Source organism: Saccharothrix tamanrassetensis, assembly GCF_014203665.1.
Classification (GTDB): Bacteria; Actinomycetota; Actinomycetes; order Mycobacteriales; family Pseudonocardiaceae; genus Actinosynnema; species Actinosynnema tamanrassetense.
On sequence record NZ_JACHJN010000007.1, the window covers coordinates 101,828 to 125,963 of the forward strand.

Here is a 24,136-nt window from a genome sequence, read left to right on the forward strand (position 1 = left end):
GGGCCGGGTGGAGGCGGGTGCTGGATGGAGTCCGAATTGCCGCTGGCTGACGAACTGGCGGCGGTGTTCGTCCGGGTTTCCGGACTGCTGTTGTCGACCGAGACGGTGAACACCGCGTTGACGCAGATCACCGCGTTGGCGAAGGAGACCTTCCCCGGCACGGTCGGAGCCGGCATCACGTTGCTGGACCCGGACGGCAACCGGGTCACCGCGGCGGCGACCGATGCCGTGGTCGAGCGGGCCGACCACCTCCAGTACGAGTTGGGCCAGGGGCCGTGCCTGGCGGCGTGGGAAGAGCGCACCGTGGTGCGGATCGACGACCTGGACCGCGACGGCCGCTGGCCGGACTGGGTCCAGGCCATGACGGGGGTCGGTCTGCGTTCGGCGCTCAGCGCGCCCATGGTCGTCGGTGAGGAGGCGATGGGTGCGATGAAGGTGTACTCACCCGAGGCCGGTGTCTACGGCGAGCGGGAGGAGCACTTGTTGACGATGTTCGCGAGTCAGGCAGGCATCTTGCTGGCCAACATGCGCACCAGGGAGGACGCGCGGCGAGTCAGCGACGACCTCCGGGAGGCGATGCGCGGGCGGGACGTGATCACGTTGGCGAAAGGTGTCATCATGGCCCGCGACGGCGCGGACGAGCGGACCGCGTTCCTGACGCTGGCCGACACGGCGCGACAACGCCGCGAGACGCTGCGCCAAGCGTCCGAGCACCTCGTGCAGTCGACGATCCGCCGGCCCCGCTGACGACCATGACGACCGAACACGCCGACAGGCAGCAGCACAGCATCACCACCGCGCTCCGGCACGCCCAGCTCACCATCGACGAGCTCTGGATCCGCTACTTCGCCCTGGGCGGCGAGGTCGGGTTGATCGACATCGACGCCTACGTGCACGGGATCAGCGGACTGCCCCCGCTCCAGCGCGACATCCTCGCCCACGCGGTCAACGAGCGCCTGGACGAGTTGACCCCGCCCCACCGCGCGGACTACAGCCGCCCGGCGCGCACGACCAAGCCCCGGAGCAGGCCGCTGTCCGCACTGGTGGCGTTGCTCGAAGGAGCGGAGCTGGCCCCGCCCGACCGGCTGCCCGCCGTGCTCGACGCCGCTGCCCGAGCCCTGGCCGTGCGGATCACCATGTACCTGATCGACTACGGCACGCGTCAGCTGCACCCCTGGCCTGCCCACGGCGACGGCGTGCACCACGGCGAAGCACTGGGGTTGGACACCACGCCGGCCGGACATGCGTTCCGGCAGGGGGAGATCGTGCCGACGCGGGAGGACGGCCACCCCCGGCTGTGGGTGCCGCTGCTGGACGGTGTGGAGCGGTTGGGCGTGTTGGACGTCGAGGTCGATACCGCAGCCGCCCTGGACGACCCCGAGCTGCACGCCCAATGCCGCTGGCTGTCCATCCTGTCGGGACACCTGGTCCCCCAGCTCACCCGGTACGGGGATGCCGTGGACGTCCTGCGTCAACCATCGCCGCGGACCGTGAGCGGTGAGGTGATCTGGTCGTTGCTGCCGCCGCTGACCGCGGGCGTGGACAACTTCGTGGTGAGCGGCGCGATCCACCCCAGCTACGACGTCAACGGCGACGCCTTCGACTACGCCCTCTCCGAGACCACCGCCACGCTGATCGTCCTGGAGGCCGCGGGTCGCGACCTGCGCAGCGCCCTGATCGCCGCGACGGCGCTCGCCGCCCACCGCCGAGCCCGCCGCACAGGGCACGGCCTGCGCGAACAGGCCCGTGCCATCGACGCGGCGATCAGCCGCCAGTTCGGCGACGGCGCGTTCGCCACCGCGGTCCTCGCCGAGATCGACCTGGCCACCGGGCGGCTGCGGTACCTCAACGCCGGCCACCCCCGGCCACTGGTCATGCGCGAAGGCGGCGTCGTCGAGCCGCTGACCGCCGGCCGGATCCCACCGCTCGGCCTGGGCGTCGCCGCACCGGACATCGCCGAGGAGGTGCTGCGACCCGCGGACTGGCTCGTCCTCCACACCGACGGCATCACCGGAGCCCGCGACGCCCACGGCGAGCCGTTCGGGGACACCGGACTGGCCGACTTCCTGCGACGCGAAGCGGACGAGGGCAACCCCCCGCCCGAATCCGCCCGGCGGCTCATCCGGACCGTGCTCGCCCACCAGGGCGGCACCCTGCGGGACGATGCCACCGTCGTGCTGGCCCGTTGGACCGATCCCGGCAAGCTGCTGCCCGGACGACCCGACGGACGCTGAGGCGGTACACCCGAGCCGACCCGCAGCCCGGTCCGCTGCGCCGACCCGGTGCGCCGGCCCGTGTCACCGGGTTCGGCCGACGTCCGCGTGCGCCGGTACGACCGGCATACCGGGTGTGGTGCTCAACCGCGGTCGGGGTCGCCCATGGTGAGGCGGATGGTGAAGCCGTCCTCGTCGCGGGCGAAGGCGACGTGGTGGCACAGCTGGTGGGCCAACCACAGCCCGAACCCGCCGGTGGACCGGTTCGGCGCGGGCAGCAGCCCGGCGAACGGGTCGCCGGGCCCCGTGCCCCGGTCGTGGACGGTGACGACCAGCCGTTCGGTGTCCGACCAGAGCCGCACCCGGACCGGTGGGCTGCCGTGGCGATTGGCGTTGGTCACGACCTCGGTCACCGACAGCAGCATGTCGTCGACCTCTTCGGACGTGAGCCCGCTCCGGTTGGCGTCCAGCACGGCCTGTCGGGCGGCGATCGGCGTCGGATCGATCAAGTCGACCAGCGGTGGCGTGAGCTGGATCGGGTAGTCGGTCAGCGGCCGCGACACGGACAGGAACGACGGCGGTTCGACGTAGTGGTCGTTGGTCAGGTGGCGGCCGTCGGCGGTGACCACGAACGGGTGGGTCGACGCGACGTCGTCCAGGACGTGCCGCGGGGTGACCCGGACGTCGTAGCCGCACATGCTGCGCAGCGGGAACTCGTCGTAGATGTGGTTGACCGCGGCCTCGTAGCGCGCCCACCAGTCCCAGGTGGCGCCCAGGGCCGAGCGGGGCACCTCGCCGAAGATGCGGATCCGCCGCGCGCCGCCGGCCACGAGACCGGCCATCAGCTCCCGGTAGGACTTGATCGCGGCGGCGGGCCGGGCGTACACGTCGTCGGCGACGAGGAACGCGATGTCGGCGGCCTTCGGCAGCGCGGCGCGCACCAGCTCGGTCTTGTCCCGGTCCAGCGAGACCACGACCGTCTCACCGGCGTCCAGCCCCGCGTCGACGAAGGGGACGACGATGGCCAGCAGGTCGTCATAGGAGCGGTAGCAGGCGGCCGCGTGGTCGTAACCACGTGTGCCTGCTCTCGCACTTGTCGTCATGCTGCCCACTCTGTGCACTTGCCGGGCCGGCGTCGCGGAAGCGACGATCGGACAGCGACGTCTGTACTGACGGCCCCCGCAGAAGGAGCTTCAGTGTAACCGAGCGCAGGCGGGGTCCAGTACCGCGGAAACATCGAGGTCGACCGACGCCACACCAGCACCACTCCTCTCCGCACCCACACCCCCGACTCGTTCCGGGATCCGGTGGTGGGCCGCGCGGCGTCGAGGCCTCCGGACACGACGCCACCCACGATCTACCCAATCGAGACAGCGGTGAACCGCGGAGAAGCTGTCCACAGTAGAGGCGTTCATTCCGCGATGGCGGCGTGGTCGTATTCGACGGTGTCGCAGGCGGATAGTCCGTTTCCGACACAGGAGCGAAAAGGTCCGATTGCCCGACCGGGCGTTCACAGGATGCTCGTGCGAGGCTGTCCGTTGTGCGGATCGGTATCTGCACGCGGTTGTGGTTCCACTACCAACGTCGTACCGTTGGGATGTCCAGCCGCCACACCACGCAGTGCGGAGCGACGAATCGGGTTGAGCAGTAGCTCGGTTGTTGGTTCTCGTACCAACCGAGGAGAGCCTCATGGGCGACACCTGCACCGAAACCTCACCTGCGACCACCATCAGAGTCGACCTCCACGACGGCACAGCCGTGGTCCGGGTGACCGGCGAGATCGACATGGCCTGCGAGAAGCCGGTCCGCGCGGCCATCTTCGAACAGCTGCACCAACGGCCCGCCGGCCTCGTCGTGGACCTCACCGGGATCGACTTCTTCGGGTCGACCGGTATCCAACTGCTGGTGGAGGCCATCGCGCACGCACAGCGCCTCGGTGTGGCGCTGGCCGTGGCGACCGACCGGCGCGCCGTCCTGCGCCCCCTGGAGATCACCCACATGAGTCAGGCGGTGGTGATCTACCCCACCGTGCAGGCCGGGCTCGACGCACTGCGGGCAGACGGTGTGCGGGCAGACGGTGTGCGGGCGGCCAGGCACCGGTCGTCCGCCGGAGTGGCGTGACCCCGGCTCCGCCTCCGGTCCGTGACCTACTGGTCCCGGACTTCCGATTCGGCTAGCCGACGTTCCGGGTGTCGGGCAGGGTTCTTCCCGACGCGCGATGCTGTGCGCCATCACCGGCGGCGGAACAAGACAGGGGGCTGGGTGCCCTCGACACGACGAAGGGCGTTCATGGCCGACAAACCGTCCAGCGGTTCCCGGAAGGAAAACCGGCGGCTCACCGTAGTGGAGGACCGGAACCACTACGACGACCTGGCAGCGCACCTGAGCGAGTTGGCGCGGACCCTGCACCAACAGGCCGGCACCCAGGACACCTTCGACGAGATCGTGCGCGCGGCGGTGGAGACCGTTCCCGGCGCGCAGCACGCAGGGCTCATGACGGTCGTCGGCAAGCACGAGGTGCAGACGGTGTCGACAACCGACGCACTGCCCGGTGAGGTCGACCAAGCCCAGTTCGACACCGGACAGGGTCCGTGCCTCGACGCGCTGTTCAAGGACAAGATCGTCAGCATGCCCGACGTCTCCCGCGAGACGCGGTGGCCCGCGTTCACCGAACGGGCGGGCCTGTTGAAGGTGTCCAGCATGCTGTCGTTCCAGCTGTTCGTGCAGGACGACGACCTCGGAGCGCTCAACCTCTACTCACCGGAGGTCGAGGCGTTCGACGAGGAGTCCCGACACATCGGGTCGCTGTTCGCCGGCCACGCCGCCGTGGCCCTGGCAGCCGCCCAGGAGCGCGAGCACCTCACCGAGGCGATGCGGACCCGCGACCTGATCGGGCAGGCCAAGGGCATCCTGATGGAACGCCACAAGCTGACCGGCGACCAGGCGTTCACCCTGCTCATGCGGGCCAGCCAGCGGGCCAACATCAAGCTGCGCGACCTCGCCGAGAAACTGGTGCACACCGGCGAGCTGACACCGCCGTCCCACAACGCCCGCTGACGGCACTGCGCGAGGCTCAGCGACGCCCGAGCGGATGACACGGCGCGTCACACCGAGTCGCGTCCCGGTCGAGGGGCACTGCGGTGCCCCCGGAACGGTCGTCGCTGCTCCGCGCCGCGCCACCACCGGCCCGAGTGAACCGGCTCACGTGATCCCGGCACCGGGCGAGCCGGGCGCGAGGTATTCGGGCTCGATTGAGCCGGGTCCACGTGGTCGGGCTCAGTCGCCGTCGGCCACCTGACCGCGCCGGGCGGCCTCGGTGCGGGTATCCGCTTCCGGGTCGTCCACCGCGTCCCGGCTCACCACGCCGTCCTCCTGGTCGACGGGTTCGCCGACGGGTTCGCCGGCCGGCTCGTCCGCCGTCACGTCGGGTCGTTCCTCGGCGAGCCGGTCCGCCAGCGGACGGGGGTGGGACTCCTCCCACGGCGTCATGCCGTACTTGGTCACGCCGGACCACTGCTCCGGCGGGTCCATCCCGGACTCCAGCGGGTCCTTCCTGATCCGGTCCTCGTCCAGGTCCTCGGCGCTGTTCAGCCCCGCCGGGTCGGTCTCCACCGCGTCGGGCGCCCCGGTGGACTGGGGTTCCGAATACGAGTTCAGGTCTTCCGTGCTCATGTCGGACGTGTACCCACTCAGGCCGGGCGCAACCAATCATCGATCTTGTCGCCGACTGATGCCGCCAAGTCGGGCGATGCCGTGTTGTCGGACACACCACCCGGCCCTGGTCGCGGTCGACCGAGGTGGTCATCCGCGATTCCCGTCCTCCCGCGACCGAATCCGACACCGACACCGGAAGAGGGGCATCAGAACAGAACGGCACGGTGTCCATGCCGGACATCAGGAACATCGTCGAAGTGCATCCGTCCGAGGACGCCTGAGCCCGATCCGGGGAGGACGGAGGGTTCAGCGCCTCGTCCGGTCGGCCCGGTCACGCGTCACGGCCAGGTTCCCGACGATCCGCCGGTGGTCGCCCTGGTGAACGCGTCGACCCCGGCACGTGCCCGGAAGGGCTCCAGGGCGGCTCGCTGACGGTCGGCCCGCTCGATCAGGTGGTCGAAGTCGATGTCGGGCAGGCGTGCCTGGAGGCCGGCGAGGTCGCGCAGGGTGGTCCAGAGCTGCTTCTTGCCGTCGATCCCCATCGCGAGGAACTCCAGCTCCTGGAACCGGCTCAGCGGCGAGTAGGAGGTCAGCCGGCCGTTGAGCTTGAGGCGTCCGAGGCGTTCGGCGCCGAGTGCCAACCCGTTCTTGACGGGGTTGGTGCGCGCCCCGACCCGCTGCATGATCGATCGGAACGTCTCGACGTCCTCCGCGATCGCCGTCGAAACCCCGGCCAGCACCTCCCCCAGTTCGGTGCCCCGGTTGTTGCGTCGGGCCCGCCGCGCCAGCTCGCGCCACAACACGCCCATCGCGAGCTGGTCCCTGAGGTAGATGCCCAGAAAGTCATTCACCCCAACGAGGTACCCGCCGGTCGCCGGTCGGAACCGCTGCCGCGGCCGGCCACCGGACGGCTTCACCCGGCCGGCTCAAGTGGCCCGGCTCATGTGGCGGCGAGCCGCACCGCCGCGAGCGCGTCCTCCAGCGTCGGGTGCAGGGGTAGCGCACCGTCGACCTGACTGACCCGCAAGGGACGCAGCACGGAGCGGTTGTCCGCGACGACGGCGAACGGGACGTCCAGTCGGGCGGCCCGGTGCCGGGCGTTGACGAGCAGGCCGATGCCCGCCGATCCCAGGAAGTCGACGTCACGCAGGTCCAGCACGATCGAGTCCGGGTGCGTGTCGAAGGCGGTGTCCAGTTCGGCGGTGACGGCTTGCTGAGACCCGCTGTCGAGGGCACCGGACACGCGGATCAGCGAGATGCCGTGCTCCAGCCGAGTGCCGGCCGCGGGACGAGTGGTGCGCTCGGTCATGTGACCCTCTCATCGTTCTGTGACAGCCGTGCCGCACTCGGTGGGCGTTGCCCGGCGGTGGACAGGCGAACTCCCGCTGTGAGCGTTCCGCTACCTCGCGGCTGAGACACGCCCGTTTGCCCGGCCGTACCTCACCTGCGCATCGGGGCGTGTGATTCATCCGTTCAGCCAAAGGTCCGCGCCGCCACTGAACCCCGCACCGATCCGCTACCTCGCACCGGACTCAAGCGTTGTGCGTCGCCGGCACGAGTGCGGCAGCCGCATACGGCGCCAGACGACCAGCGAGATCGTCATGCGCCTCGCGCGGCGCTCCCTGGGACGACGTGGCATTCCGTTCACCCCGGAGTCCGCCGCGGAACAACTTGCCCACCCAACGGGCGACCGCCCTCGGCGCGGGTACGACGTCCGCGCCGAGGTGCGCCTGGACGATGAGGTCCTCGCCGCTGGAGGTCTCCACCGCCACCGACCAGCCGCGTTCCTCGTCCCACAGCAGCGCCACGTCCCGGCCCGGGAACTCCCGCAACCGGCCTTCCAGCGCCAGGTACGCGCCGGCAGGTCGCTCGGCCTGCACGTACGAGCACTCGCCGGTCAGCCCCAACTCCTCGGTGACCAGCCGGACGTAGCCGCGCAGGCCTCGCGCCAAGGCGTCGTCGAAATCCAGCTCCATCGCGCATCGCCGCCTTCCACCCGACCCCGGGTGTCGATGCGCCGACTGCTTGACGCCCCGACCGTGTACCCGCCCGGCGGGAAAAAGAACCCGTTCGGCCGACTACGTCGATTCAGGTCCGCCACGAACGGCCGGTTGCACTGGCGTTCATCGAACCGGGCGGGAACAGTGGAGCTGCACAGCCGCAGCCCTTCGGGAAGGGGGCAGCGTGGTCGGAACGACTGACGCCGAACCGATCGGGCGGGCGCCGCTGCCGGTGCGCGCACCGCTCGGCACCGGGGTCACCCGATCGGTGATGGTGGGCGTGGACGGCTCGGACGCCGCGTGGCTCGCGTTGGCGTGGGCCGCCCGGCACGCCGCCGCGCTCGGCGCCGAACTGGTGGTCGTCGGGGTCGGCGAGCGGGTCACCCGCGCGCTCGTGCGTCGGCGCGCCGGCACGCCCTTGCGCTTCCGGCGCGGCGACCTGGGGACTCTGCGGTCGCTCGACTGCGCCACGCTGGTCGTCGGTCGCCACGGTGAGCCGTTCCACCCGCGCACGATCGGCGCGGCGGTCGCTTCGACGTCCAGCACGCTGGTGGTCACGAGGGGCTTGCCGACCGCGGTGCGGGGCGAGCACGGCGTGGTGACCGCCGCCGTGGGCGGTGCCGGCGACAGCGGCGTGCTGCTCGTCGCGGCCGAGACCTGCCGCGCGTTCGGGTCGAGCGTCCGCCTGCTGCACCTGCACCCCGACTTCGGCGGTGCCGCCGAGTCCACCACCCCGGACGACCGGCCACTCCGCCGAGCGGTGGAGTTCCTGCGGGTGGTCGCCCACGACCTGGAGCCGGCGGTCGTGCTGGACCGACGCCGGCCCCACGAGGTGGTGGCCGCGCCGGTCGGCGACCTGCTCGTGGTCGGGCGCGGGAGGGACGGGGGTCTGAGCAGGATCGCGAAGACCGCTCTCTACCACTCGTCGTGCCCGGTGCTCATCCCCTCGCAATGAGGCGGTCGCGGGTGGGTGAGACGAAGGGCACTCCCGAACGGGAACACCACCACACGTCCCGCCGTTGTGATGAGTGGTCGGTGCGGTCCGTGTCCCCGGGCCTCACCTAGCGCCTTCGCGGAATACCGTTCGGCTGGAGCCGCGTCGAGCCACTCGCCGAGAGGCGACCGCCGCGCCGACCCCTCAACCCGCCTCCGGTCGCTGCCTCCCCCAGCGCGGCCGGAGGCTGCCTGTATTCCCCGGCCGCACTCCCCCGATGCACTTCCCCGGCCGCACTCCCCCCGGAGTCGGCGCCGGGCAACCGGCGTCGTCCGGGTGTGGCCGCCACTCTGCGGGGAACCCACGTCGGGGCCGATGTGGAGGTCGCCATGGACGCACGGTGCGGGACTGTGCCGGGACGACGTCGAACCGCCGCTGCGGAAGAAAGGGGCGACCGGTGACCGGCCGGCCCGTGTCGTCCGGGCTGACCCGGGCTGTCACCACAGTGGTCGGGTGGGGTGCCGCGCTGCGCGGAGCCCGCCTGTTCCACCCGCGCGGGGTGGTGTTCGACGCCGTGTTCGCGGTGGCCGGCACCCAGCGCTACGGCGTGCCGCTACTCGACGAGCCGGGCGAGCACCCGGCGCAGGTGCGTTTGTCCAAGGCGATCCCGACGCCGGGCGGTCTACCGGACGTGCTGGGCCTCGCCGTCCGCATCGACGACGCCGGCGGCCCCGGTGCCCCGCTGGACCTGGCGCTCGCGACGACCGGCAGCCGGCCCGTCCTGCGTCACCTGTTGACGCCGCGCCGTGACTTCGCCACGACGTACACGTCGCTGCTGCCGTACCGGGTCGGCGACCGACGCCGGATACTGGCCGCGGTCCCCGCCGACCCGCATCGCCGCGTTCCGGTCGACCTGGCCGTGTTGGCCGCACGGAGGACCTTCCGCATCATGGTGGCCGAGCCGACCGGGCCGTGGCAGCCGGTCGCCACCCTCACCCTGGGCGGCCCCCGCCGCGACGCCGCCGATCCCAGCTTCGACGTCGTCGCCCACGCCCTGGACCGGTTCCGCCCGTGCGGCCGGCTCAACCGGCTGCGCGGGCCCGCCTACCGCGCCTCCCAACGCGCACGAGGGGCGCCCGGCAACGACGTCTGAGGCGCGATCGGCGATGGCGTGGCGCGCTTTCACCGCCGGCGTCCGACATGGACAGCGTGGTGACGGGTACTCGGCAGCCATGTTGAGAAACGCGTTGCGACAGGGCCTGGTCGCCGGGTTGGCCGGCACGGCCGTCATGACCGTGGCCGAGAAGGTCGAACAGCGGGTGACCGGAAGGCCGAACTCGTACGTGCCCGCCAGGGTCCTGGAGCGGCTGCTCAGGGTGCGCGAGCGGCAGGGGCGGCGATCCGGCGCGGTCAACCTGGCCATGCACTTCGGCCAAGGTGCGCTGATCGGCGTGGTCCGGTCCCTCATGGCGAACGCCGGTATGCGCGGTCCGGTCGCGTCGGCGATGTTCGCGGTCGTGCGGCTGAGCAACGACCAGATCCTGGAGAACGCCACCGGCGTGGGCGCCCCGCCGCAGAGCTGGCCGCGATCGGAGCTGATCGTGGACGTGGCGCACAAGGCGGTGTACGCCTTCACGACCGGTGTGGTCGCCGACGCGCTGGCCGCGCGCGGAGGGCCCGGTCCGGGGCAGCGCCACGCCGCGCTGCGTCCAGGGCGGAAGTCCGACGTCGGGCCACTGCCGTGACCGGAGCCGACCCGGTCACGGCAGTGGCCCGACGGCCGCCCCTCCCCCCTGCCCGTCGATCGGGTCGAACCCGCAGCGAGCCGGACGCACTGCTGGGCGCGTGGCCGTCGCTGGACCTGGTGTCGACCGCGGTGTGCGGGGAATCCGCAAGACGAACCCACGACGTGAATGGACGGACCCGATGAGCTTCAACCCGCTCGAACACCGTGGCATCCCGCTGGACCGCCAGGTACGGAACTGGCGTGAGCTGGACGTGGAGCCGATCGACCCGGACGGCACCGACCCGTACACCCGCTGCCGGATCATCACCATGAACGGCATCGAGGTCGAGGCGGTGATGTTCAGCCACCAGTTCGCGCGGAACTGCCTGGACATCGAGGTCAGCAAGCAGTTGGCCGAGGTGCGCTACCTGGAGCAGCAGCAGCAGAAAGCGGTCAACTGGCTGCTGCCGGGCGCCTCCTCGGCCCTGGAGACCACGATCGCCTACGAGCAGGTCGCCGTCGACCTCACCGCCTGGGTCGCCCGGATGGAGCCCGACCCGTACCTGAAGCAGGCCTACCAGTTCGGCGTGCTGGAGGACTTCGACCACCTCTACCGCTACGCCAACCTCTACGAGATGATCCAGCGCCGCAAGGCGCAGAAGATCGTCGACGACCTCACCGAGGTCATCCCCGGACGGCCGACCAAGTACCACCACCGGCACCCGGCCGACAACGTCCGCGCGCCCTACGACCGCAGCACCGCGGCCCCGATCTCCAAGCTGCACGCGTTGACCATCATGTCGGCCGAGCAGCAGACCATGAACTTCTACATGAACGTCGGGCCCGAGTACATGGAGCCCATCGCCCGACAGCTCTACCAGGAGATCGGCCTGATCGAAGAGGAGCACGTCACCCACTACGAGTCCCTGGTAGACCCGGGCGAGACGTGGTGGGAGCGGCTGGTCAACCACGAGTACAACGAGTGCTACCTCTACTACTCGTTCATGGAGACGGAATCGGATCCCCGGATCAAGGCGATCTGGGAACTCCACCTGAACATGGAGCTGGAACACCTGCACCTCGCCTGCGACCTCATGCGCTCCTACGACGAACGAGAGCCCGAGGAAGTCCTCGCACCCGAACTGCCCGCCCCGGTGACCTTCGAGCCCAACAAGGAATACCTGCGCGAACTGCTGGACACCCAGATCGACCTCACCACCCTGGGCACCGGCTACGTGCAGGAGGCGCACGAGCGGTTCGAGGCCATGCAGGACGCGTTGATGGGCGGGGAGCTGCCACCGAGCGAGCGGGTCATCGACATGCACCGCGAGCAGTACGGCACCGACTACCGCCACTCCACCGACGGCGAGCACCCCGTGCCCGAACTGCGCCAGGAGCGCACCGAGGTGGCACGATGACCACCTCCACCCGACCGGACGCCCCGGACCGCGAAGCCGACGTCGTGGAACTGCTGATCGGCCAGCACATGCAGATCCGCGACCTGTTCACCGAGGTCCAGTCGGCCGCGGACGAGCAGCGCGCGGACGCATTCGCCCGCCTGGTCCGGCTGCTCGCCGTCCACGAGACCGCCGAGGAGATCGTCGTCCACCCCGCCGCGCGCCGCGGCATCGAAAGCGGCAACGACATCGTGGCGGACCGCCTCGCCGAGGAGCGGGAGGCCAAGGAACAACTCGCCCGCCTGGAGTCGCTCGGCACCGACGATCCGGACTTCCTCCCCGGACTGGCCCTGCTGCGCGTCGCCGTCCTGGAACACGCCCACCACGAGGAAGCCTACGAGTTCCGCTACCTGCGGCAGCACTACGACGCGGACCAGCTGCGCAGCATGGCCGAACTCGTCCGCACAGCGGAGCAGGCCGCGCCCACCCACCCGCACCCCGGCACCGAGTCCGCCGCCGCCGACCTCGCGGAAGGTCCGGCGACCGCGTTGTTCGACCGGGTCAAGGACGCGGTGCGATCGACCATGGCCGACCAGGGGAAGTAGCCCAGACCCCTGTGAGGCCACTGCTCCTCCCCCGTCGTCGTCACGTCGCCGGAGTCGCCGTCAGGTCATCCTTTCGGGTGGATCGCCGGCCGGAACCAAGGGACACCGCGGGTTTCCACCGGACCCGGATTCAGCAGATCGGAGGGCCGGAGCCGGAGATCAACGCAGGGCGACGTACTCGCCCGGGTTCGCCGGGTCGACGGCGTGGCGCCGGGCCTTCACCCGCCGACGTGCGCCCTGTGCCGGCTAAGCTGCCCGGGTGGCGGTCAACCGAAGTCGAAGGGCACGAGCGGCCCGCCGACGCCAACGCCGGATGGACCGGGTCGAGCACGACCTGACCGACGAGCAGTGGACCACGCTCCGAACCGCCTGGGGTGGCTGCGCGTACTGCGGTGCGACCGACCAGCCGTTGCAGCGCGATTGCGTACTCGCCATCTCGCGCGGCGGGCGCTACACGCTCGACAACGTGGTGCCCGCCTGCCGCACCTGCAACACGAGCAAGTGCAACACCGAGGTGACCGGGTGGCTCCGCCGCAAGCGGCTTGACGAGCGGGCGTTCCTGCTCCGCCACGTCGAGGTCCGGACAGCGCTCGGACTGTCAACCGCGGACGAACCGGACGTGGCGCCTGCGGCGGCGGGTCAACCCGGGTAGCTCCCGCCATTCGCACAGGGGCCGGTTTCGTCGGCGCCCCAACCGCGCCATCTACCGGCCGACTCGTCCGCACAATGCGCGATGGGTAGCCGTCAGGTAGCGGTCCGTCGCCGCGCGCGGGCGCCTTCGGCTCAAGCGCAGCCGACTGCGACGCGTGGCCGATGGCCGGTTGGGCCGTTCTGGGGCAGGCGACTTGGAATCCTGGCACTAGCTTGGTGGCCATGGCCCATATCGACCTTGGCGTTGACGAGAGCTTATATCCTGGGATCACCGGGCCGTTGCGATTCCGGCCCGAGACCGCCGGGCCGCTCAACCGACTGGCCGAAATCCTGTTGCGGGCTCCGCACTCGTTGCCGCCGGGCGAGCGTGAACTCATCGCCGCCTACGTGTCCGGTCTCAACGGCTGCGAGTTCTGCTGCGACTCGCACTCGGCGATCGCGGCGGCACAATTGGAAGACGGGATGGCGCTGGTCAGGGAGGTACTGTCGGACCTGGACGGTGCACCGATCCCCGGCAAGCTGCGGGCACTGCTGCGGATCGCCGCCGCGGTCCGGGAATCGGGGCGCAAAGTCACCACCGTGCTCGTGGACGAGGCACGCGCCGAAGGGGCCACGGACGTCGAAATTCACGACACGGTGCTGATCGCGGCGGCATTCAGCATGTACAACCGGTACGTGGACGGGCTCGGCACGCTGGTGCCGCAGGATCCCCCGTTCTACGCCGAAACGGCGAAGCGCATCCTCCGGAACGGCTACCTCGGTTCTACCCCGAGCAGTCCAGCGGACTGTTAGCCGCAACGCACCAACCACGACGTCGCCGACCGGGCCGGCGACCAGTGGGCGGCAGGGGTTCGGCGGGCCCGCTCACGTCAACACCGCCTCCGTGAGCGGGACGCGGACCGACAGGAACTCCGAACGTCGTCGCAGCCGGAAACCCAACGACTCGTACAGCCGGATCGCGTTCGTGTTGTCCGCCGAGGCGTGCATCATCGGTGTCTCGCCGCGCGCCCGGATCCCCGCCGCCACGGCCAGCACCAGCCGGGTTCCGAGGCCTCGGCCTCGGAACTCCTCGTCGGTGCACACCGCGCTGATCTCGGTCCACCCCGGCGGGTGCAGCCGTTCGCCGGCCATCGCCACCAGCCGGCCGCCGCGCCGGATCCCGAGGTAGCTGCCCAACTCGATGGTGCGCGGCCGGAACGGGCCGGGTCTGGTGCGTTCCACCAGGTCGAGCATCTCCGGCACGTCCGCCGCGGTCAGCCGCACGGCCTCGGGGTCTTCGGCGGCACGCACACCGTCGTCGACCAACTGCACACCCGCGCCCCGGAACACGACATCCCACCCCGGCGGCGGGTCCACCGAGGCGTTGCTGATCAGCACGACCTCGCCGGGACCGGCGAGCGTGGCGATGTCGTCCCACAGCCGCTCGTCCGGGTCGACCGGCAACGCCAGGAACGGCGCCACGTCGGGCTGGTAGCGCAGCACCTGTCCGTGCTGTTCGGCGAAACGTGCGTGCGCGCCGGTCAGCGACGCCCACGCGGGGTTGTCCAAGGGTGACGACATGTGGAGAGTCCTCGTTGCAGCAGCTCGTCGCATAGTTCGCAAACCAGCGAATCATGCGTTCACCGACGACCGGCTGTCCATCGCCGCTGCCGTGCTCCCACATGGTGAGCAGGGCACTGTGGACCGCGTACGCATCGAACGTCCCCAGAGCCACCCCACCGCCACGCTGGGGACAACCAGCTCTCGTGGCGGCCGGCACCTGCCCGGCTAAGCGTCAAGCGTTCGACGGACCCCGTTCGCGATCTCCACGTCCTCACGCGCTTCGACCACCCAGACGCCGACCGCCGACTCCGCACCGCTCACCTCGGCGTCACCCGTCCGCGAGGTGTTGCGCTCGGCGTCCAGCGTCACGCCGAGGAAGCCGAGCCCTTCGACGGTCCGGTCGCGCACCACCGCGTCGTGCTCGCCGACCCCACCGGTGAACACGAGCAGGTCCAAGCCGCCCAGGGAGGCCGTCATGGCCGCGATGCCCTGCCGCAACCGGTGGACGAAGACCTTCAGCGCCAGAGCCGCGTCGGGCGACCCCGAGTCGGCGGCCCGGTGCACGTCCCGGAGGTCGGCGCTGCCTGCCAGGCCGAGCAGACCGGACTGGTGCTCCAAGCCGTCCGCCAACTCCTCCACGTCCAGCCTCTCGTCGCGCAGCAGCCACACCAGCAGACCCGGGTCCACGTCTCCGCTGCGCGTGGCCATCACCAGACCGGCCAGCGGGGTGAAGCCCATCGTCGTGTCGACCGAGTGCCCGTCACGGACCGCCGCCAACGAACACCCCGCCCCGAGGTGGCAGGTGACCACGCGGGAACCTCCACCGGCCAGTTCGGTGGCACGCCGGGACGCGTAGGCGTGCGACAGGCCGTGGAAGCCGTACCGGCGCAGGTCCCACTCCTCGCGCCACCGCGCGGGCAGGGCGTAGGTGGACGCGGCAGCGATCATGGTGTGGTGGAACGCCGTGTCGAAGCACGCCACCTGCGGCACGTTCGGCAGGAGCCCCGACACGGCGTCGATACCGGCCAACGCACGTGGCTGGTGCAGCGGAGCTAGGTCGGTCAGCCGTTCGATGTCCTCGCGCGTCCTGGCATCCACCACGACCGGCGTGCCGAAGTCCGGTCCGCCGTGCACCACCCGGTGACCCACGGCGGCCACGTCGGGCGCGTCGGCGAGGAAGTCGGCGATCCCGTCGGTCCCGTCGGTCCCGTCCCACCGCTCCAGGTGCCGCTCGGCGAGCACCTCGTCGTCCTCGCCCAGCACGGACAGCTTCAGGCTCGACGAGCCCGCGTTGACCACCAGCACGCCGCGCATCAGTACGGCCAGGCCCAGTCGCGGATCTCGGGCAGGTCCTCGCCGTGTTCGCGGATGTAGGCGTGGTGGCGGGTGCGCTGGTCCTGCATGTGCTGGCGCAGGCCGGCGGCCCTGGGGCCGAGGCCGGGGACGCGGTCGACGACGTCGATGACCAGCCGGTAGCGGTCCATGTCGTTGAGCACCAGCATGTCGAACGGGGTCGTGGTGGTGCCTTCCTCCTTGTAACCGCGGACGTGGATGTCGCTGTGGTTGGTCCGGCGGTAGGTCAGGCGGTGGATCAGCCACGGGTAGCCGTGGTAGGCGAAGATGACCGGCTTGTCGGGCGTGAACAGCGCGTCGAACTCACGGTCCGACATGCCGTGCGGGTGCTCGGTGTCCGGCTGCAACCGCATCAGGTCCACCACGTTCACCACTCGCACCCGCAACTCGGGCAGGTGCTCACGCAGCAACGCCGCCGCCGCGAGGACCTCCATCGTCGGCGCGTCACCCGCACACGCCAGCACCACGTCGGGCTCGCCCTCGGCCGTGCCGGCCCAGTCCCAGGTACCCGCACCGCGCGCGCAGTGCAGCGCCGCCTCCTCCGGCCCCAGCCAGTCGGGGGTGAGGTTCTTGCCCGCCACGATCACGTTCACGTAGTCCCGGCTGCGCAGGCAGTGGTCCGCCACCGACAGCAGCGTGTTCGTGTCCGGCGGCAGGTAGACCCGGATGACCTCGGCCTTCTTGTTCATGACGTGGTCGATGAATCCCGGGTCCTGGTGGGAGAACCCGTTGTGGTCCTGCCGCCACACGTGCGACGACAACAGGTAGTTCAACGACGCCACCGGGCGCCGCCACGCCAACTTCCGGTGCACCTTCAACCACTTGGCGTGCTGGTTGAACATCGAGTCCACGATGTGCGTGAACGCCTCGTAGCAGTTGAACAGCCCGTGCCGCCCGGTCAACAGGTAGCCCTCCAGGAAGCCCTGGCACAGGTGCTCGGACAACACCTCGACCACCCGGCCGTGGTGCTCCAGGTGCTCGTCCACCGGCAGCACCTCGGCCTGCCACTGCTTGCCGGTCTTCTCGTACACCGCGTCCAGCCGGTTCGACGCCGTCTCGTCCGGCCCGAACAGCCGGAAGTTCTCCTGCTCGGCGTTGAGCGCCACCACGTCCCGCAGCATCCGGCCCAGCGCCCGCGTGGGCTCCGAATTGGTGGTGCCGTGCTTGGTCACCTCCACCGCGTGCGGGGCCACGCCCGGCAACCGCAGCTCGCGCAGCAGCAGACCTCCGTTGGCGTGCGGCGTCGAGCCCATCCGCAGGTCACCGGTCGGTGCCAGGTCGAGCAGTTCGGGCCGGGGGCCGCCGTGCTCGTCGAACAACTCCTCCGGCCGGTAGGACCTCAGCCACGACTCCAGCAGTTCCAGGTGCTCCGGGTTGTCGCGGACACCCGCCAGCGGGACCTGGTGCGCCCGCCAGGTGCCCTCCACCGGCACGCCGTCCACTTCGGACGGACCGGTCCAGCCCTTGGGGGTGCGCAGCACGATCATCGGCCAACGCGGGCGCCCGGTGCGTCCGGAGGTCTTGATGCGGTGGATCCCGTCCAGGACCTCGTCCAGCACCTGCGCCATCCGGGAGTGCATCGCGGCGGGCTCGTCGCCCTCCACGTAGAACGGCGCGTACCCGTTGCCGCGCAGCAGGGCATCCAGCTCCTCGTGCGGGATCCGGGCCAGGATCGTCGGATTGGCGATCTTGTAGCCGTTGAGGTGCAGGATCGGCAGCACCGCTCCGTCCCGCACCGGATCGAGGAACTTGTTGCCGTGCCAGCTCGCCGCCAGCGGGCCGGTCTCCGCCTCGCCGTCGCCGATCACGCACGCCACCAGCAGGTCCGGGTTGTCGAACGCCGCACCGAACGCGTGCGCCAGCGAGTACCCCAGCTCACCGCCCTCGTGGATCGACCCCGGCACCTCCGGCGCCACGTGGCTGGGCACCCCGCCGGGGAACGAGAACTGCCGGAACAGCCGCCGCATCCCGTGCCCGTCCCGCTGCACGTCCGGGTAAATTTCGCTGTAGGAACCCTCCAGCCAGGTGTTCGCCAGCAACGCCGGGCCGCCGTGCCCCGGACCGGTCACGAACAGCACGTTCGTCGAGCGCGCCTTGATCACCCGGTTCAGGTGCGCGTAGACGAAGTTGAGGCCCGGCGTGGTGCCCCAGTGGCCGAGCAGCCGGGGCTTGATGTGCGCGGGCGTCAACGGCTCGGCCAGCAACGGGTTGTCCAGCAGGTAGATCTGCCCCGCCGAGAGGTAGTTCGCGGCCCTCCAGTACGCGTCGACCAGCGACAGGTCCGATCCGGTGATCTCCGACATCTCTCTCCCCTGGCGTCGAAAGCGGAGGTCAGTCCACGGCCGGCGGGCGCACCACGGCCACCGGGCAGGGCGCGTGGTGGACCAGCGTCTGGCTGGTCGAGCCGAGCAGCATCCCCTTGAAGCCACCGCGGCCACGGCTGCCCACGACGAGCAGCTGGGCGTCCGCCGCCGAGGTCAGCAGCGCACGCGCCGGCCGTTCGCGGACCACCACCCTGTCCACCCTGACATCCGGGTACTTCTCCTGCCACCCGGCGAGCCGTTCGGCCAGCACGCGGCGCTCCTCGTCCTCCACCGCCGCCCAGTCGACGGCGAGCCGGTCGCCGTACGGCCCGTCCACCACGAAGTCGCTCCCGGCGAGCACGGCCTTCAACACCGCCCCGCGCGTCGACGCCGCGTCGAACGCGAACGCCACCGCCTGCTCACTGGCGGGTGACCCGTCCACACCGACCACGACGGGGCCTTCGGCGGGCACCGAGTCCCGCACCACCACGACCGGGCACTCGCCGTGCGCCACGGCGGCCACCGCGACCGACCCGACCAGCAGGCCGGTGAAACCACCGAGCCCGCGCGACCCGAGCACCACCAGCCGGGCCCGCTTCGACTCCCACACCATCGCGCCCGCCGCGCCCGAGTGCTCCAGCGAGACCGTGACCTCGACGTCGGCCGCGGCACGGGCGGCGGCTTCCGCCTCGGCCAGCCACTGCCGTCCCTGGTCCTCCAGCGCCTGCCGCACCTCGTGCCCGGTCAGCACGAGCTCGGGGTAGCCGCGCGAGGGCATCAGGTAGGCGTGCACCAGCTTGAGCGGCACGCGGTGGCGGCCGGCCTCCTCGGCGGCCCACTCCACCGCCGACAGGGCCGATGCCGAACCGTCCACACCGACCACGATCGGAACGCTCATGAGGTCGATCCTTTCCGAAGTAACCCGAACCCGCCCGTCGACCACTCCGACGCTAGGCAGCCGGGTGACCTCGGGCAGCGGTCCTAGGTCCCGGCCTGACGAGGCCCTTCGACCGCGTTCCGGACAGCGCCCGGAACGACCTGCCGGGTGACACCGGGCACAAGGCCTTTCGACCCTGTCCGGTGGCGGCCCGGATCGGCGAAGGTCAGGATCGGAAGCGACGGCGACAGCGAGGTGGACGTGGTGGGCGCGAAGGTGTTCCTGGTGGACGACCACGAGGTGGTCCGGGTCGGCGTCCGCGAGCTGCTCAACAGCGCGGAGGACCTGGCGGTCGTCGGCGAGGCCGGTTCGGTGGCCGAGGCGGTCGCACGGGTGCCGGTCAGCGGTGCCGACGTGGCGGTGCTGGACGTGCGGCTGCCCGACGGCAACGGCATCGAGCTGTGCCGCGAGCTGCGGTCCCGGGTGCCCGACCTGAAGTGCCTGATGCTGACCTCGTTCACCGACGACGAGGCGCTGTTCGACGCCATCATGGCCGGCGCGTCCGGGTTCGTCCTCAAGCGCATCCTCGGCCACGACCTGGTCGAGGCCGTGCGGACGGTCGCCGCCGGAGAGTCCCTGCTGGACGCCCGCTCCACCTCCGCCCTGCTCAACCGCATCCGCCGGGAACGCGCGGAAGGCGACCCGACCCGGATGCTGACCGAACAGGAGCGCGTCGTGCTGGACCACATCGGCAACGGCCTGACCAACCGGCAGATCGCCGAACAGATGTTCCTGGCCGAGAAGACGATCAAGAACTACGTCTCGCACCTGCTGGCCAAGCTGGGCCTCGAACGCCGCACCCAGGCCGCCGTCCTGGCCACCCGCCTGCGCAAACCCCACCCCTCCGCGCACGAGGACGGCTAGGCCGCTCCGGCTCAGGCGGCTCCGGCGTAGGCCGCTCCGGCGACGATCCCGCCGGAGCGGCGAGGACCCGAGGCGGGAGGTGGATCAGGCGATCCGGTCCAGCGCGGTGTCGATCACCTCCCGGCTGTCCGTCAGCAGCGCCTCCGCCGCGGTGTGGCCCGTCGCGGCCAGGTAGGCGTCCACCAGCCGGTTGCCCACGGCGTAGCCGGCGCCGGTCGGCAGCCCGACCGGGGTCGCGCCGTAGCGGGCGGCGATCGCGTCACCGTGCACCCACGCCGCGAAGTCCCGCATTCCCGTCACCTCCAGGCCGGAGACGACCTTGGCGAACACCGCCTCGTCGTCCAGGTGCGGCACGCCGATGCGCGTGTACCCGAGTTCGTCGCCGCACAGCTGACGGGCGAACGCGTCGGCCAGCCCCTCGGACACCACCTGCTCCCCCACCGTGACCGTCGCCGGATCCCACACGACGGCGCCGGGGCTGTAGCGGAGGTTGTGGTTCAGCTCGTGGACCGCCGTCGCCTCCAGCCGCGCCAGGTTCTCCGGGTAAGGCCAGAAGTTCAGGAACAGGTAGCCGGACACGCTGCCGTTCGCCGTCATACCCAGGGTCGTGCCCGTGAAATGCGCGTCGCCGGGGTCGCCGAGCACGACGAGCACGGTGATGTCCGGCACGGTGATACCCGGGGTCGCCGCGAGCTGCACGGCGACGGCCTCGTCGAGCGCCCGCTCGATCCGGCCCCACGCGTCGGCGTCGTGCAACGCCTCCAGCGCCTCCTCGCACCGCTTCTCGTCGCGGTCGAGCGGAAACCCCGAACCCATCCGGTGCATCTCGACGAGGTCGACCTCGCCCGGGAAGTACCGGTACATGCCCGCGGCGGGTTCCAGCATGGCGCGCAGCAGACCAGGCCGTTCGGACAGCGGTGACCGCAGGATCCCCCGGATGGCCGGGTAGGTGTCCAGAACCGTGATCGTCATGACCGGGACGCTAAACTCTCCAGCAACCGGAGATTCAAATCCTTTGGACTCCTGCCACCCGCTGACACCCCGGCGGTTACGCTGGGTTCGTGTCAAGTACCCGGATGTACCGCCACGGGGTGTTGGAGGCCGAGGGGTTCCCCGTCGACGAGCTGTCCGAGCGCCTGCGGGACCAGGACGTCACGGTGTGGGTGGACCTGTGCGGCCCGTCGCAGGCGGACCTCGTGGAGATCGCCGACGAGCTGGGTCTGCACGAACTGGCCGTCGAGGACGCGCTGCACCCGCACGAACGGCCCAAGCTCGACCGCTACGACACGCACTGCTTCCTGTCCGCGTACGCCGTGCGGCTGGACGGTCCGTCCGGGGAGCTGGTCACGTCCGAGCTGTCCGCGTTCCTCACCCGGCAGGCGCTGGTGACCGTGCGGGCCGACGACCGGTTCGACATGGGCGTCGTCACCGCCCGGTGGGACGAGTCCCCGCAGCTGGCCGGGAACGGTGTCGGGTTCCTCGCGCACGGGCTGCTGGACGCCGTGGTGGACAGCCACTTCGAGGCCGTGCAGGCGCTGGACGACCACATCGAGGAGCTGGAGGACCTGCTGTTCTCCGACCACCCGGACAGCCGCGACATGCAGCGCCGCGCGTTGGAGCTGCGCAAGTCCCTGGTGCTCCTGCGCCGGGTGGTGCTGCCGATGCGCGAGGTGGTGAACGCGCTGATGCGGCACGAACAGGTGAACGACTCGATGATGCCGTACTACCAGGACGTCTACGACCACGTGCTGCGCGCCACGGAGTGGACGGAGTCGTTGCGGGAGACGGTCGCGACCATCCGCGAGACCCAGCTGAACATCCAGAGCAACCGGCTCAACCTGATCATGAAGAAGGTGACCGGGTGGGCGGCGATCATCGCCGTGCCGACCGCGATCACCGGCTTCTACGGGCAGAACGTGCCGTACCCGGGTTACGACCAACCGTGGGGCTTCTGGGTGTCCACCGTCGCGATCCTGCTGGTGTCGGGCGGGCTCTACGCGTTGTTCAAACGACGGGACTGGCTCTGACCGCGGACGCCGACCGGTGGCCGCACGTGCCGCGGTCGTAGCGGCGCGCCTCGCCTCGTCCGACCGGGAGCCGGCCGCTTGAGGCACTATTGGGCGATGTCCGACTCCGAGGCGCCCAGGGTCTTCGTGTCGTACGCGCACGACTCCGAGGAGCACAAGGAACTCGTGCTCCGGTTCGTCACGTTCCTGCGGGTGGAGGCGGGTGTGGACGCCCACTTCGACCGCTGGTACGAGGGGAAGCGGCAGGACTGGTCGCTGTGGGCCATCGACCAGCTGGAGAAGGCCGACTTCATCCTGGTGATCGCCTCGCCGGCCTACAAGCGGCGGGCGGAGGGCGCGGGGCCGCCGCACGAAGGGCGGGGATCGCGGTTCGAGGCGGCGATCATCCGCGACAACCTGACCCGCGACCTGCCGGCCGAGACCGCCCGGGTGCTGCCGGTCGTGCTGCCCGGCCGTTCGGTGGACGAGATACCGGTGTTCCTGGGCGCCCATTCGCGCACCCACTACGTCGTTTCCGAGTTCACGCTGGCGGGGATGGAAAGCCTGCTCGTCGCGTTCACCGGTTCGCCCCGCTACGAGATGCCGCAGCGCGGCCCGTACCTCGGGCCGATATCGGTGGACGGCACGGGCACGGTGCTGGTGCGGTCGCTCAAGGAGTACGTCGCCGAGGTCAACGAGGTCTGCGCCTTCGTGCCGCCCGTGTTCGACCAGCAGGCCGCCGCGATGAGCGGCCTCAACTGGTGGAAGCTCTCCAGCCGGCGCACCGCCGGGGCGGCGTTCGAAGCGCTGCACGAAGCGATCTCCCGCGCCTGTCGGCTGGTCGCCGAGCTGGAACCGCCTTCGCGACCGGAGGACCGGCAGCGGGTGGACGAGTGGCGGGAGGCCTACCTCCGACTGCGCGACGCGACGGGCAGCGCCGCCCACCGCGTGCGCGAGGAGATGGGCGCGGCCAACTTCATCAGCTACGCCGTCCAGTACCGGATCCCGTCGGACCTCACCGTGCTGCGGGTCAGCAGCCTGCTGGACAGCGTCCGGCGCAAGGGGCAGCTCATCGGCATCACCAACGCCATCCCCTGACCGGCTCCGCGAACGGCCTTGCCGGCCCCGCTCCTCCAGCGTCGAGCGCCGGGCCTGCGGCGTCCATCCGGCCGGGTGATGTCGCGTGGCATCGGCGGGCGTTGACCGGGGCGGATAATCGCGGGGCATGACTGCGCCACAGGTCCACCTGCGTGAGATCACCGACCGGAACCGGGCGGCGGTGTGTGCGCTGCGGGTCCATCCGGGTCAGCGGCAGTTCGTGGACTCGGTGACCGAGTCGCTCGACGAAGCCGCCGCGACGCCCGAGGCCGAGCCCTGGTACCGCGCGATCTACGCCGGGGACGAACCGGTCGGGTTCGTGATGCTCAGCTGGAACGTGCCGCCCGGCCGGCCGGGCGTCCTCGGGCCGTACTACCTGTGGCGGCTGCTGATCGACCGCGAGCACCAGGGGCGCGGCTTCGGGCGGGCGGCGTTGACGCAGGTGATCGACCTGGTCCGGGCTGACGGCGGGACCGAACTGCTGACCAGCTACCAACCCGGCTACGGCGAACCGTGGCCGTTCTACCGGAAGTTCGGGTTCGTGCCCACCGGCCAGGTCGACGACGGCGAGATCGTGATCCGGCTGACGTTCTGAGGGACCGGCGGCTGTGGCCGCCGATGTGGTCGCCAGCCGTGGAAGAACACCCCCACAGCGCCGGGGTCGTCCGCGTCCGACGTCCGAAGTGGACACTCCGGCCCGCGAACTGCCCCCTCCGGCCGGCCGTTCGGGGCTCGGGGTGACACGCAGTGCCGTATGACCGGGTTCACTCGCCGGGCTCATTCCTCCGGGTTCATTCTCCTGGGTTCATTCCTCTGAGTCCGATCCCTGAGTCCGATCCCTGAGTCTGATCCG

The 24,136-nt window shown here is 70.8% G+C and carries 25 protein-coding genes; 15 read left to right on the plus strand and 10 right to left on the minus strand.

Annotated elements, in window-relative coordinates:
- Window positions 1-24 precede the first annotated feature (24 nt).
- Window positions 25-747 carry a GAF and ANTAR domain-containing protein gene (locus FHS29_RS22555; protein WP_184693565.1) on the plus strand — a complete coding sequence of 241 codons (723 nt, stop codon included), beginning with the start codon at window positions 25-27 and terminating at the stop codon, window positions 745-747.
- A gap of 5 nt (window positions 748-752) precedes the next feature.
- The gene (locus tag FHS29_RS22560; protein ID WP_184693568.1) at window positions 753-2,234 is read left to right on the plus strand and encodes a PP2C family protein-serine/threonine phosphatase; all 1,482 of its coding nucleotides are present in this window, start codon (window positions 753-755) and stop codon (window positions 2,232-2,234) included.
- Window positions 2,235-2,356: 122 nt separating this feature from the next.
- Here the strand turns inward: FHS29_RS22560 and FHS29_RS22565 are convergent, their stop codons facing one another.
- On the minus strand, window positions 2,357-3,316 hold the full coding sequence (locus FHS29_RS22565) for an anti-sigma factor RsbA family regulatory protein (protein ID WP_184693570.1): 960 nt from the start codon (window positions 3,314-3,316) through the stop codon (window positions 2,357-2,359).
- Window positions 3,317-3,902: 586 nt separating this feature from the next.
- Between FHS29_RS22565 and FHS29_RS22570 the strand changes: the two genes are divergently transcribed.
- Window positions 3,903-4,334 carry an STAS domain-containing protein gene (locus tag FHS29_RS22570; protein WP_184693572.1) on the plus strand — a complete coding sequence of 144 codons (432 nt, stop codon included), beginning with the start codon at window positions 3,903-3,905 and terminating at the stop codon, window positions 4,332-4,334.
- Between the two features lie 168 nt (window positions 4,335-4,502).
- The gene (locus FHS29_RS22575) at window positions 4,503-5,270 is read left to right on the plus strand and encodes a GAF and ANTAR domain-containing protein (RefSeq protein WP_184693574.1); all 768 of its coding nucleotides are present in this window, start codon (window positions 4,503-4,505) and stop codon (window positions 5,268-5,270) included.
- Between the two features lie 219 nt (window positions 5,271-5,489).
- Here FHS29_RS22575 and FHS29_RS22580 read toward each other — a convergent pair whose 3' ends face one another.
- From FHS29_RS22580 to FHS29_RS22595, 4 genes are all read right to left on the minus strand, one after another.
- Window positions 5,490-5,885: a hypothetical protein gene (locus FHS29_RS22580; RefSeq protein ID WP_246440703.1), complete on the minus strand. Its 396-nt coding sequence runs from the start codon at window positions 5,883-5,885 to the stop codon at window positions 5,490-5,492.
- 320 nt (window positions 5,886-6,205) lie between these two features.
- Window positions 6,206-6,718 (minus strand): hypothetical protein, encoded by a 513-nt coding sequence (locus FHS29_RS22585; protein ID WP_184693576.1) that lies wholly within the window; start codon window positions 6,716-6,718, stop codon window positions 6,206-6,208.
- Between the two features lie 89 nt (window positions 6,719-6,807).
- Complete coding sequence (locus FHS29_RS22590; protein WP_184693578.1) at window positions 6,808-7,176, minus strand: STAS domain-containing protein; 369 nt, start codon at window positions 7,174-7,176, stop codon at window positions 6,808-6,810.
- 223 nt (window positions 7,177-7,399) lie between these two features.
- Window positions 7,400-7,843, minus strand: coding sequence for a DUF6292 family protein (locus FHS29_RS22595; RefSeq protein WP_184693580.1), 444 nt, complete (start codon window positions 7,841-7,843; stop codon window positions 7,400-7,402).
- Window positions 7,844-8,051: 208 nt separating this feature from the next.
- On the opposite strand from FHS29_RS22595, the gene FHS29_RS22600 reads away from it, so the two are divergent.
- The 7 genes from FHS29_RS22600 to FHS29_RS22630 all read left to right on the plus strand — a co-directional run bounded on the left by FHS29_RS22600 (window position 8,052) and on the right by FHS29_RS22630 (window position 13,972).
- Complete coding sequence (locus tag FHS29_RS22600) at window positions 8,052-8,822, plus strand: universal stress protein (RefSeq protein WP_184693582.1); 771 nt, start codon at window positions 8,052-8,054, stop codon at window positions 8,820-8,822.
- A gap of 436 nt (window positions 8,823-9,258) precedes the next feature.
- Complete coding sequence (locus FHS29_RS22605) at window positions 9,259-9,954, plus strand: phosphodiesterase (protein ID WP_184693584.1); 696 nt, start codon at window positions 9,259-9,261, stop codon at window positions 9,952-9,954.
- 79 nt (window positions 9,955-10,033) lie between these two features.
- Window positions 10,034-10,546, plus strand: a complete 513-nt coding sequence (locus FHS29_RS22610) for a hypothetical protein (protein ID WP_184693585.1) — start codon at window positions 10,034-10,036, stop codon at window positions 10,544-10,546.
- A 181-nt stretch (window positions 10,547-10,727) separates the two neighbouring features.
- Window positions 10,728-11,945 carry a hypothetical protein gene (locus tag FHS29_RS22615; protein ID WP_184693587.1) on the plus strand — a complete coding sequence of 406 codons (1,218 nt, stop codon included), beginning with the start codon at window positions 10,728-10,730 and terminating at the stop codon, window positions 11,943-11,945.
- Window positions 11,942-12,529 carry a hemerythrin domain-containing protein gene (locus tag FHS29_RS22620; RefSeq protein WP_184693589.1) on the plus strand — a complete coding sequence of 196 codons (588 nt, stop codon included), beginning with the start codon at window positions 11,942-11,944 and terminating at the stop codon, window positions 12,527-12,529. Before FHS29_RS22615 ends, FHS29_RS22620 begins: the two co-directional genes overlap by 4 nt.
- 259 nt (window positions 12,530-12,788) lie before the next feature.
- On the plus strand, window positions 12,789-13,181 hold the full coding sequence (locus FHS29_RS22625) for an HNH endonuclease (protein ID WP_312865046.1): 393 nt from the start codon (window positions 12,789-12,791) through the stop codon (window positions 13,179-13,181).
- 221 nt (window positions 13,182-13,402) lie between these two features.
- Entirely contained in the window at window positions 13,403-13,972 is a 570-nt protein-coding gene (locus tag FHS29_RS22630; protein WP_184693591.1) for a carboxymuconolactone decarboxylase family protein, read from the plus strand.
- 72 nt (window positions 13,973-14,044) lie between these two features.
- On the opposite strand, the gene FHS29_RS22635 is transcribed toward FHS29_RS22630, so the two are convergent.
- From FHS29_RS22635 to FHS29_RS22650, 4 genes are all read right to left on the minus strand, one after another.
- Window positions 14,045-14,740 carry a GNAT family N-acetyltransferase gene (locus FHS29_RS22635; RefSeq protein WP_184693593.1) on the minus strand — a complete coding sequence of 232 codons (696 nt, stop codon included), beginning with the start codon at window positions 14,738-14,740 and terminating at the stop codon, window positions 14,045-14,047.
- A gap of 207 nt (window positions 14,741-14,947) precedes the next feature.
- Complete coding sequence (locus tag FHS29_RS22640) at window positions 14,948-16,036, minus strand: acetate/propionate family kinase (protein WP_184693595.1); 1,089 nt, start codon at window positions 16,034-16,036, stop codon at window positions 14,948-14,950.
- Window positions 16,036-18,378, minus strand: coding sequence for a phosphoketolase family protein (locus FHS29_RS22645; protein WP_184693597.1), 2,343 nt, complete (start codon window positions 18,376-18,378; stop codon window positions 16,036-16,038). The genes FHS29_RS22640 and FHS29_RS22645 overlap by 1 nt, the downstream gene beginning before the upstream one ends.
- Window positions 18,379-18,406: 28 nt before the next feature.
- Window positions 18,407-19,276 carry a universal stress protein gene (locus FHS29_RS22650; protein ID WP_184693599.1) on the minus strand — a complete coding sequence of 290 codons (870 nt, stop codon included), beginning with the start codon at window positions 19,274-19,276 and terminating at the stop codon, window positions 18,407-18,409.
- A 243-nt stretch (window positions 19,277-19,519) separates the two neighbouring features.
- On the opposite strand from FHS29_RS22650, the gene FHS29_RS22655 reads away from it, so the two are divergent.
- Complete coding sequence (locus FHS29_RS22655; protein ID WP_184693602.1) at window positions 19,520-20,179, plus strand: response regulator transcription factor; 660 nt, start codon at window positions 19,520-19,522, stop codon at window positions 20,177-20,179.
- Window positions 20,180-20,263: 84 nt separating this feature from the next.
- On the opposite strand, the gene FHS29_RS22660 is transcribed toward FHS29_RS22655, so the two are convergent.
- Window positions 20,264-21,151, minus strand: a complete 888-nt coding sequence (locus tag FHS29_RS22660) for a DUF2268 domain-containing putative Zn-dependent protease (protein WP_184693604.1) — start codon at window positions 21,149-21,151, stop codon at window positions 20,264-20,266.
- A 104-nt stretch (window positions 21,152-21,255) separates the two neighbouring features.
- Between FHS29_RS22660 and FHS29_RS22665 the strand changes: the two genes are divergently transcribed.
- From FHS29_RS22665 to FHS29_RS22675, 3 genes are all read left to right on the plus strand, one after another.
- Window positions 21,256-22,206, plus strand: a complete 951-nt coding sequence (locus FHS29_RS22665) for a magnesium transporter CorA family protein (RefSeq protein ID WP_184694126.1) — start codon at window positions 21,256-21,258, stop codon at window positions 22,204-22,206.
- 96 nt (window positions 22,207-22,302) lie between these two features.
- Window positions 22,303-23,283, plus strand: coding sequence for an SEFIR domain-containing protein (locus FHS29_RS36335; protein WP_221456485.1), 981 nt, complete (start codon window positions 22,303-22,305; stop codon window positions 23,281-23,283).
- Between the two features lie 127 nt (window positions 23,284-23,410).
- Window positions 23,411-23,878 (plus strand): GNAT family N-acetyltransferase, encoded by a 468-nt coding sequence (locus FHS29_RS22675; RefSeq protein WP_184693606.1) that lies wholly within the window; start codon window positions 23,411-23,413, stop codon window positions 23,876-23,878.
- Window positions 23,879-24,136: the final 258 nt, after the last annotated feature.

Excerpts from the sequence above, each read along its gene's own strand:
- FHS29_RS22595 (WP_184693580.1), bottom strand. The coding sequence starts at position 7,843 with ATGGAGCTGGATTTCGACGACGCCTTGGCGCGAGGCCTGCGCGGCTAC.
- FHS29_RS22565 (WP_184693570.1), bottom strand. The coding sequence starts at position 3,316 with ATGACGACAAGTGCGAGAGCAGGCACACGTGGTTACGACCACGCGGCC.
- FHS29_RS22575 (WP_184693574.1), top strand. The coding sequence starts at position 4,503 with ATGGCCGACAAACCGTCCAGCGGTTCCCGGAAGGAAAACCGGCGGCTC.
- FHS29_RS22640 (WP_184693595.1), bottom strand. The coding sequence starts at position 16,036 with ATGCGCGGCGTGCTGGTGGTCAACGCGGGCTCGTCGAGCCTGAAGCTG.
- FHS29_RS22610 (WP_184693585.1), top strand. The coding sequence starts at position 10,034 with ATGTTGAGAAACGCGTTGCGACAGGGCCTGGTCGCCGGGTTGGCCGGC.
- FHS29_RS22620 (WP_184693589.1), top strand. The coding sequence starts at position 11,942 with ATGACCACCTCCACCCGACCGGACGCCCCGGACCGCGAAGCCGACGTC.
- FHS29_RS22650 (WP_184693599.1), bottom strand. The coding sequence starts at position 19,276 with ATGAGCGTTCCGATCGTGGTCGGTGTGGACGGTTCGGCATCGGCCCTG.
- FHS29_RS36335 (WP_221456485.1), top strand. The coding sequence starts at position 22,303 with ATGTCCGACTCCGAGGCGCCCAGGGTCTTCGTGTCGTACGCGCACGAC.
- FHS29_RS22630 (WP_184693591.1), top strand. The coding sequence starts at position 13,403 with ATGGCCCATATCGACCTTGGCGTTGACGAGAGCTTATATCCTGGGATC.
- FHS29_RS22555 (WP_184693565.1), top strand. The coding sequence starts at position 25 with ATGGAGTCCGAATTGCCGCTGGCTGACGAACTGGCGGCGGTGTTCGTC.
- FHS29_RS22645 (WP_184693597.1), bottom strand. The coding sequence starts at position 18,378 with ATGTCGGAGATCACCGGATCGGACCTGTCGCTGGTCGACGCGTACTGG.
- FHS29_RS22615 (WP_184693587.1), top strand. The coding sequence starts at position 10,728 with ATGAGCTTCAACCCGCTCGAACACCGTGGCATCCCGCTGGACCGCCAG.
- FHS29_RS22675 (WP_184693606.1), top strand. The coding sequence starts at position 23,411 with ATGACTGCGCCACAGGTCCACCTGCGTGAGATCACCGACCGGAACCGG.
- FHS29_RS22580 (WP_246440703.1), bottom strand. The coding sequence starts at position 5,885 with ATGAGCACGGAAGACCTGAACTCGTATTCGGAACCCCAGTCCACCGGG.
- FHS29_RS22665 (WP_184694126.1), top strand. The coding sequence starts at position 21,256 with ATGTACCGCCACGGGGTGTTGGAGGCCGAGGGGTTCCCCGTCGACGAG.
- FHS29_RS22660 (WP_184693604.1), bottom strand. The coding sequence starts at position 21,151 with ATGACGATCACGGTTCTGGACACCTACCCGGCCATCCGGGGGATCCTG.
- FHS29_RS22570 (WP_184693572.1), top strand. The coding sequence starts at position 3,903 with ATGGGCGACACCTGCACCGAAACCTCACCTGCGACCACCATCAGAGTC.
- FHS29_RS22635 (WP_184693593.1), bottom strand. The coding sequence starts at position 14,740 with ATGTCGTCACCCTTGGACAACCCCGCGTGGGCGTCGCTGACCGGCGCG.
- FHS29_RS22590 (WP_184693578.1), bottom strand. The coding sequence starts at position 7,176 with ATGACCGAGCGCACCACTCGTCCCGCGGCCGGCACTCGGCTGGAGCAC.
- FHS29_RS22560 (WP_184693568.1), top strand. The coding sequence starts at position 753 with ATGACGACCGAACACGCCGACAGGCAGCAGCACAGCATCACCACCGCG.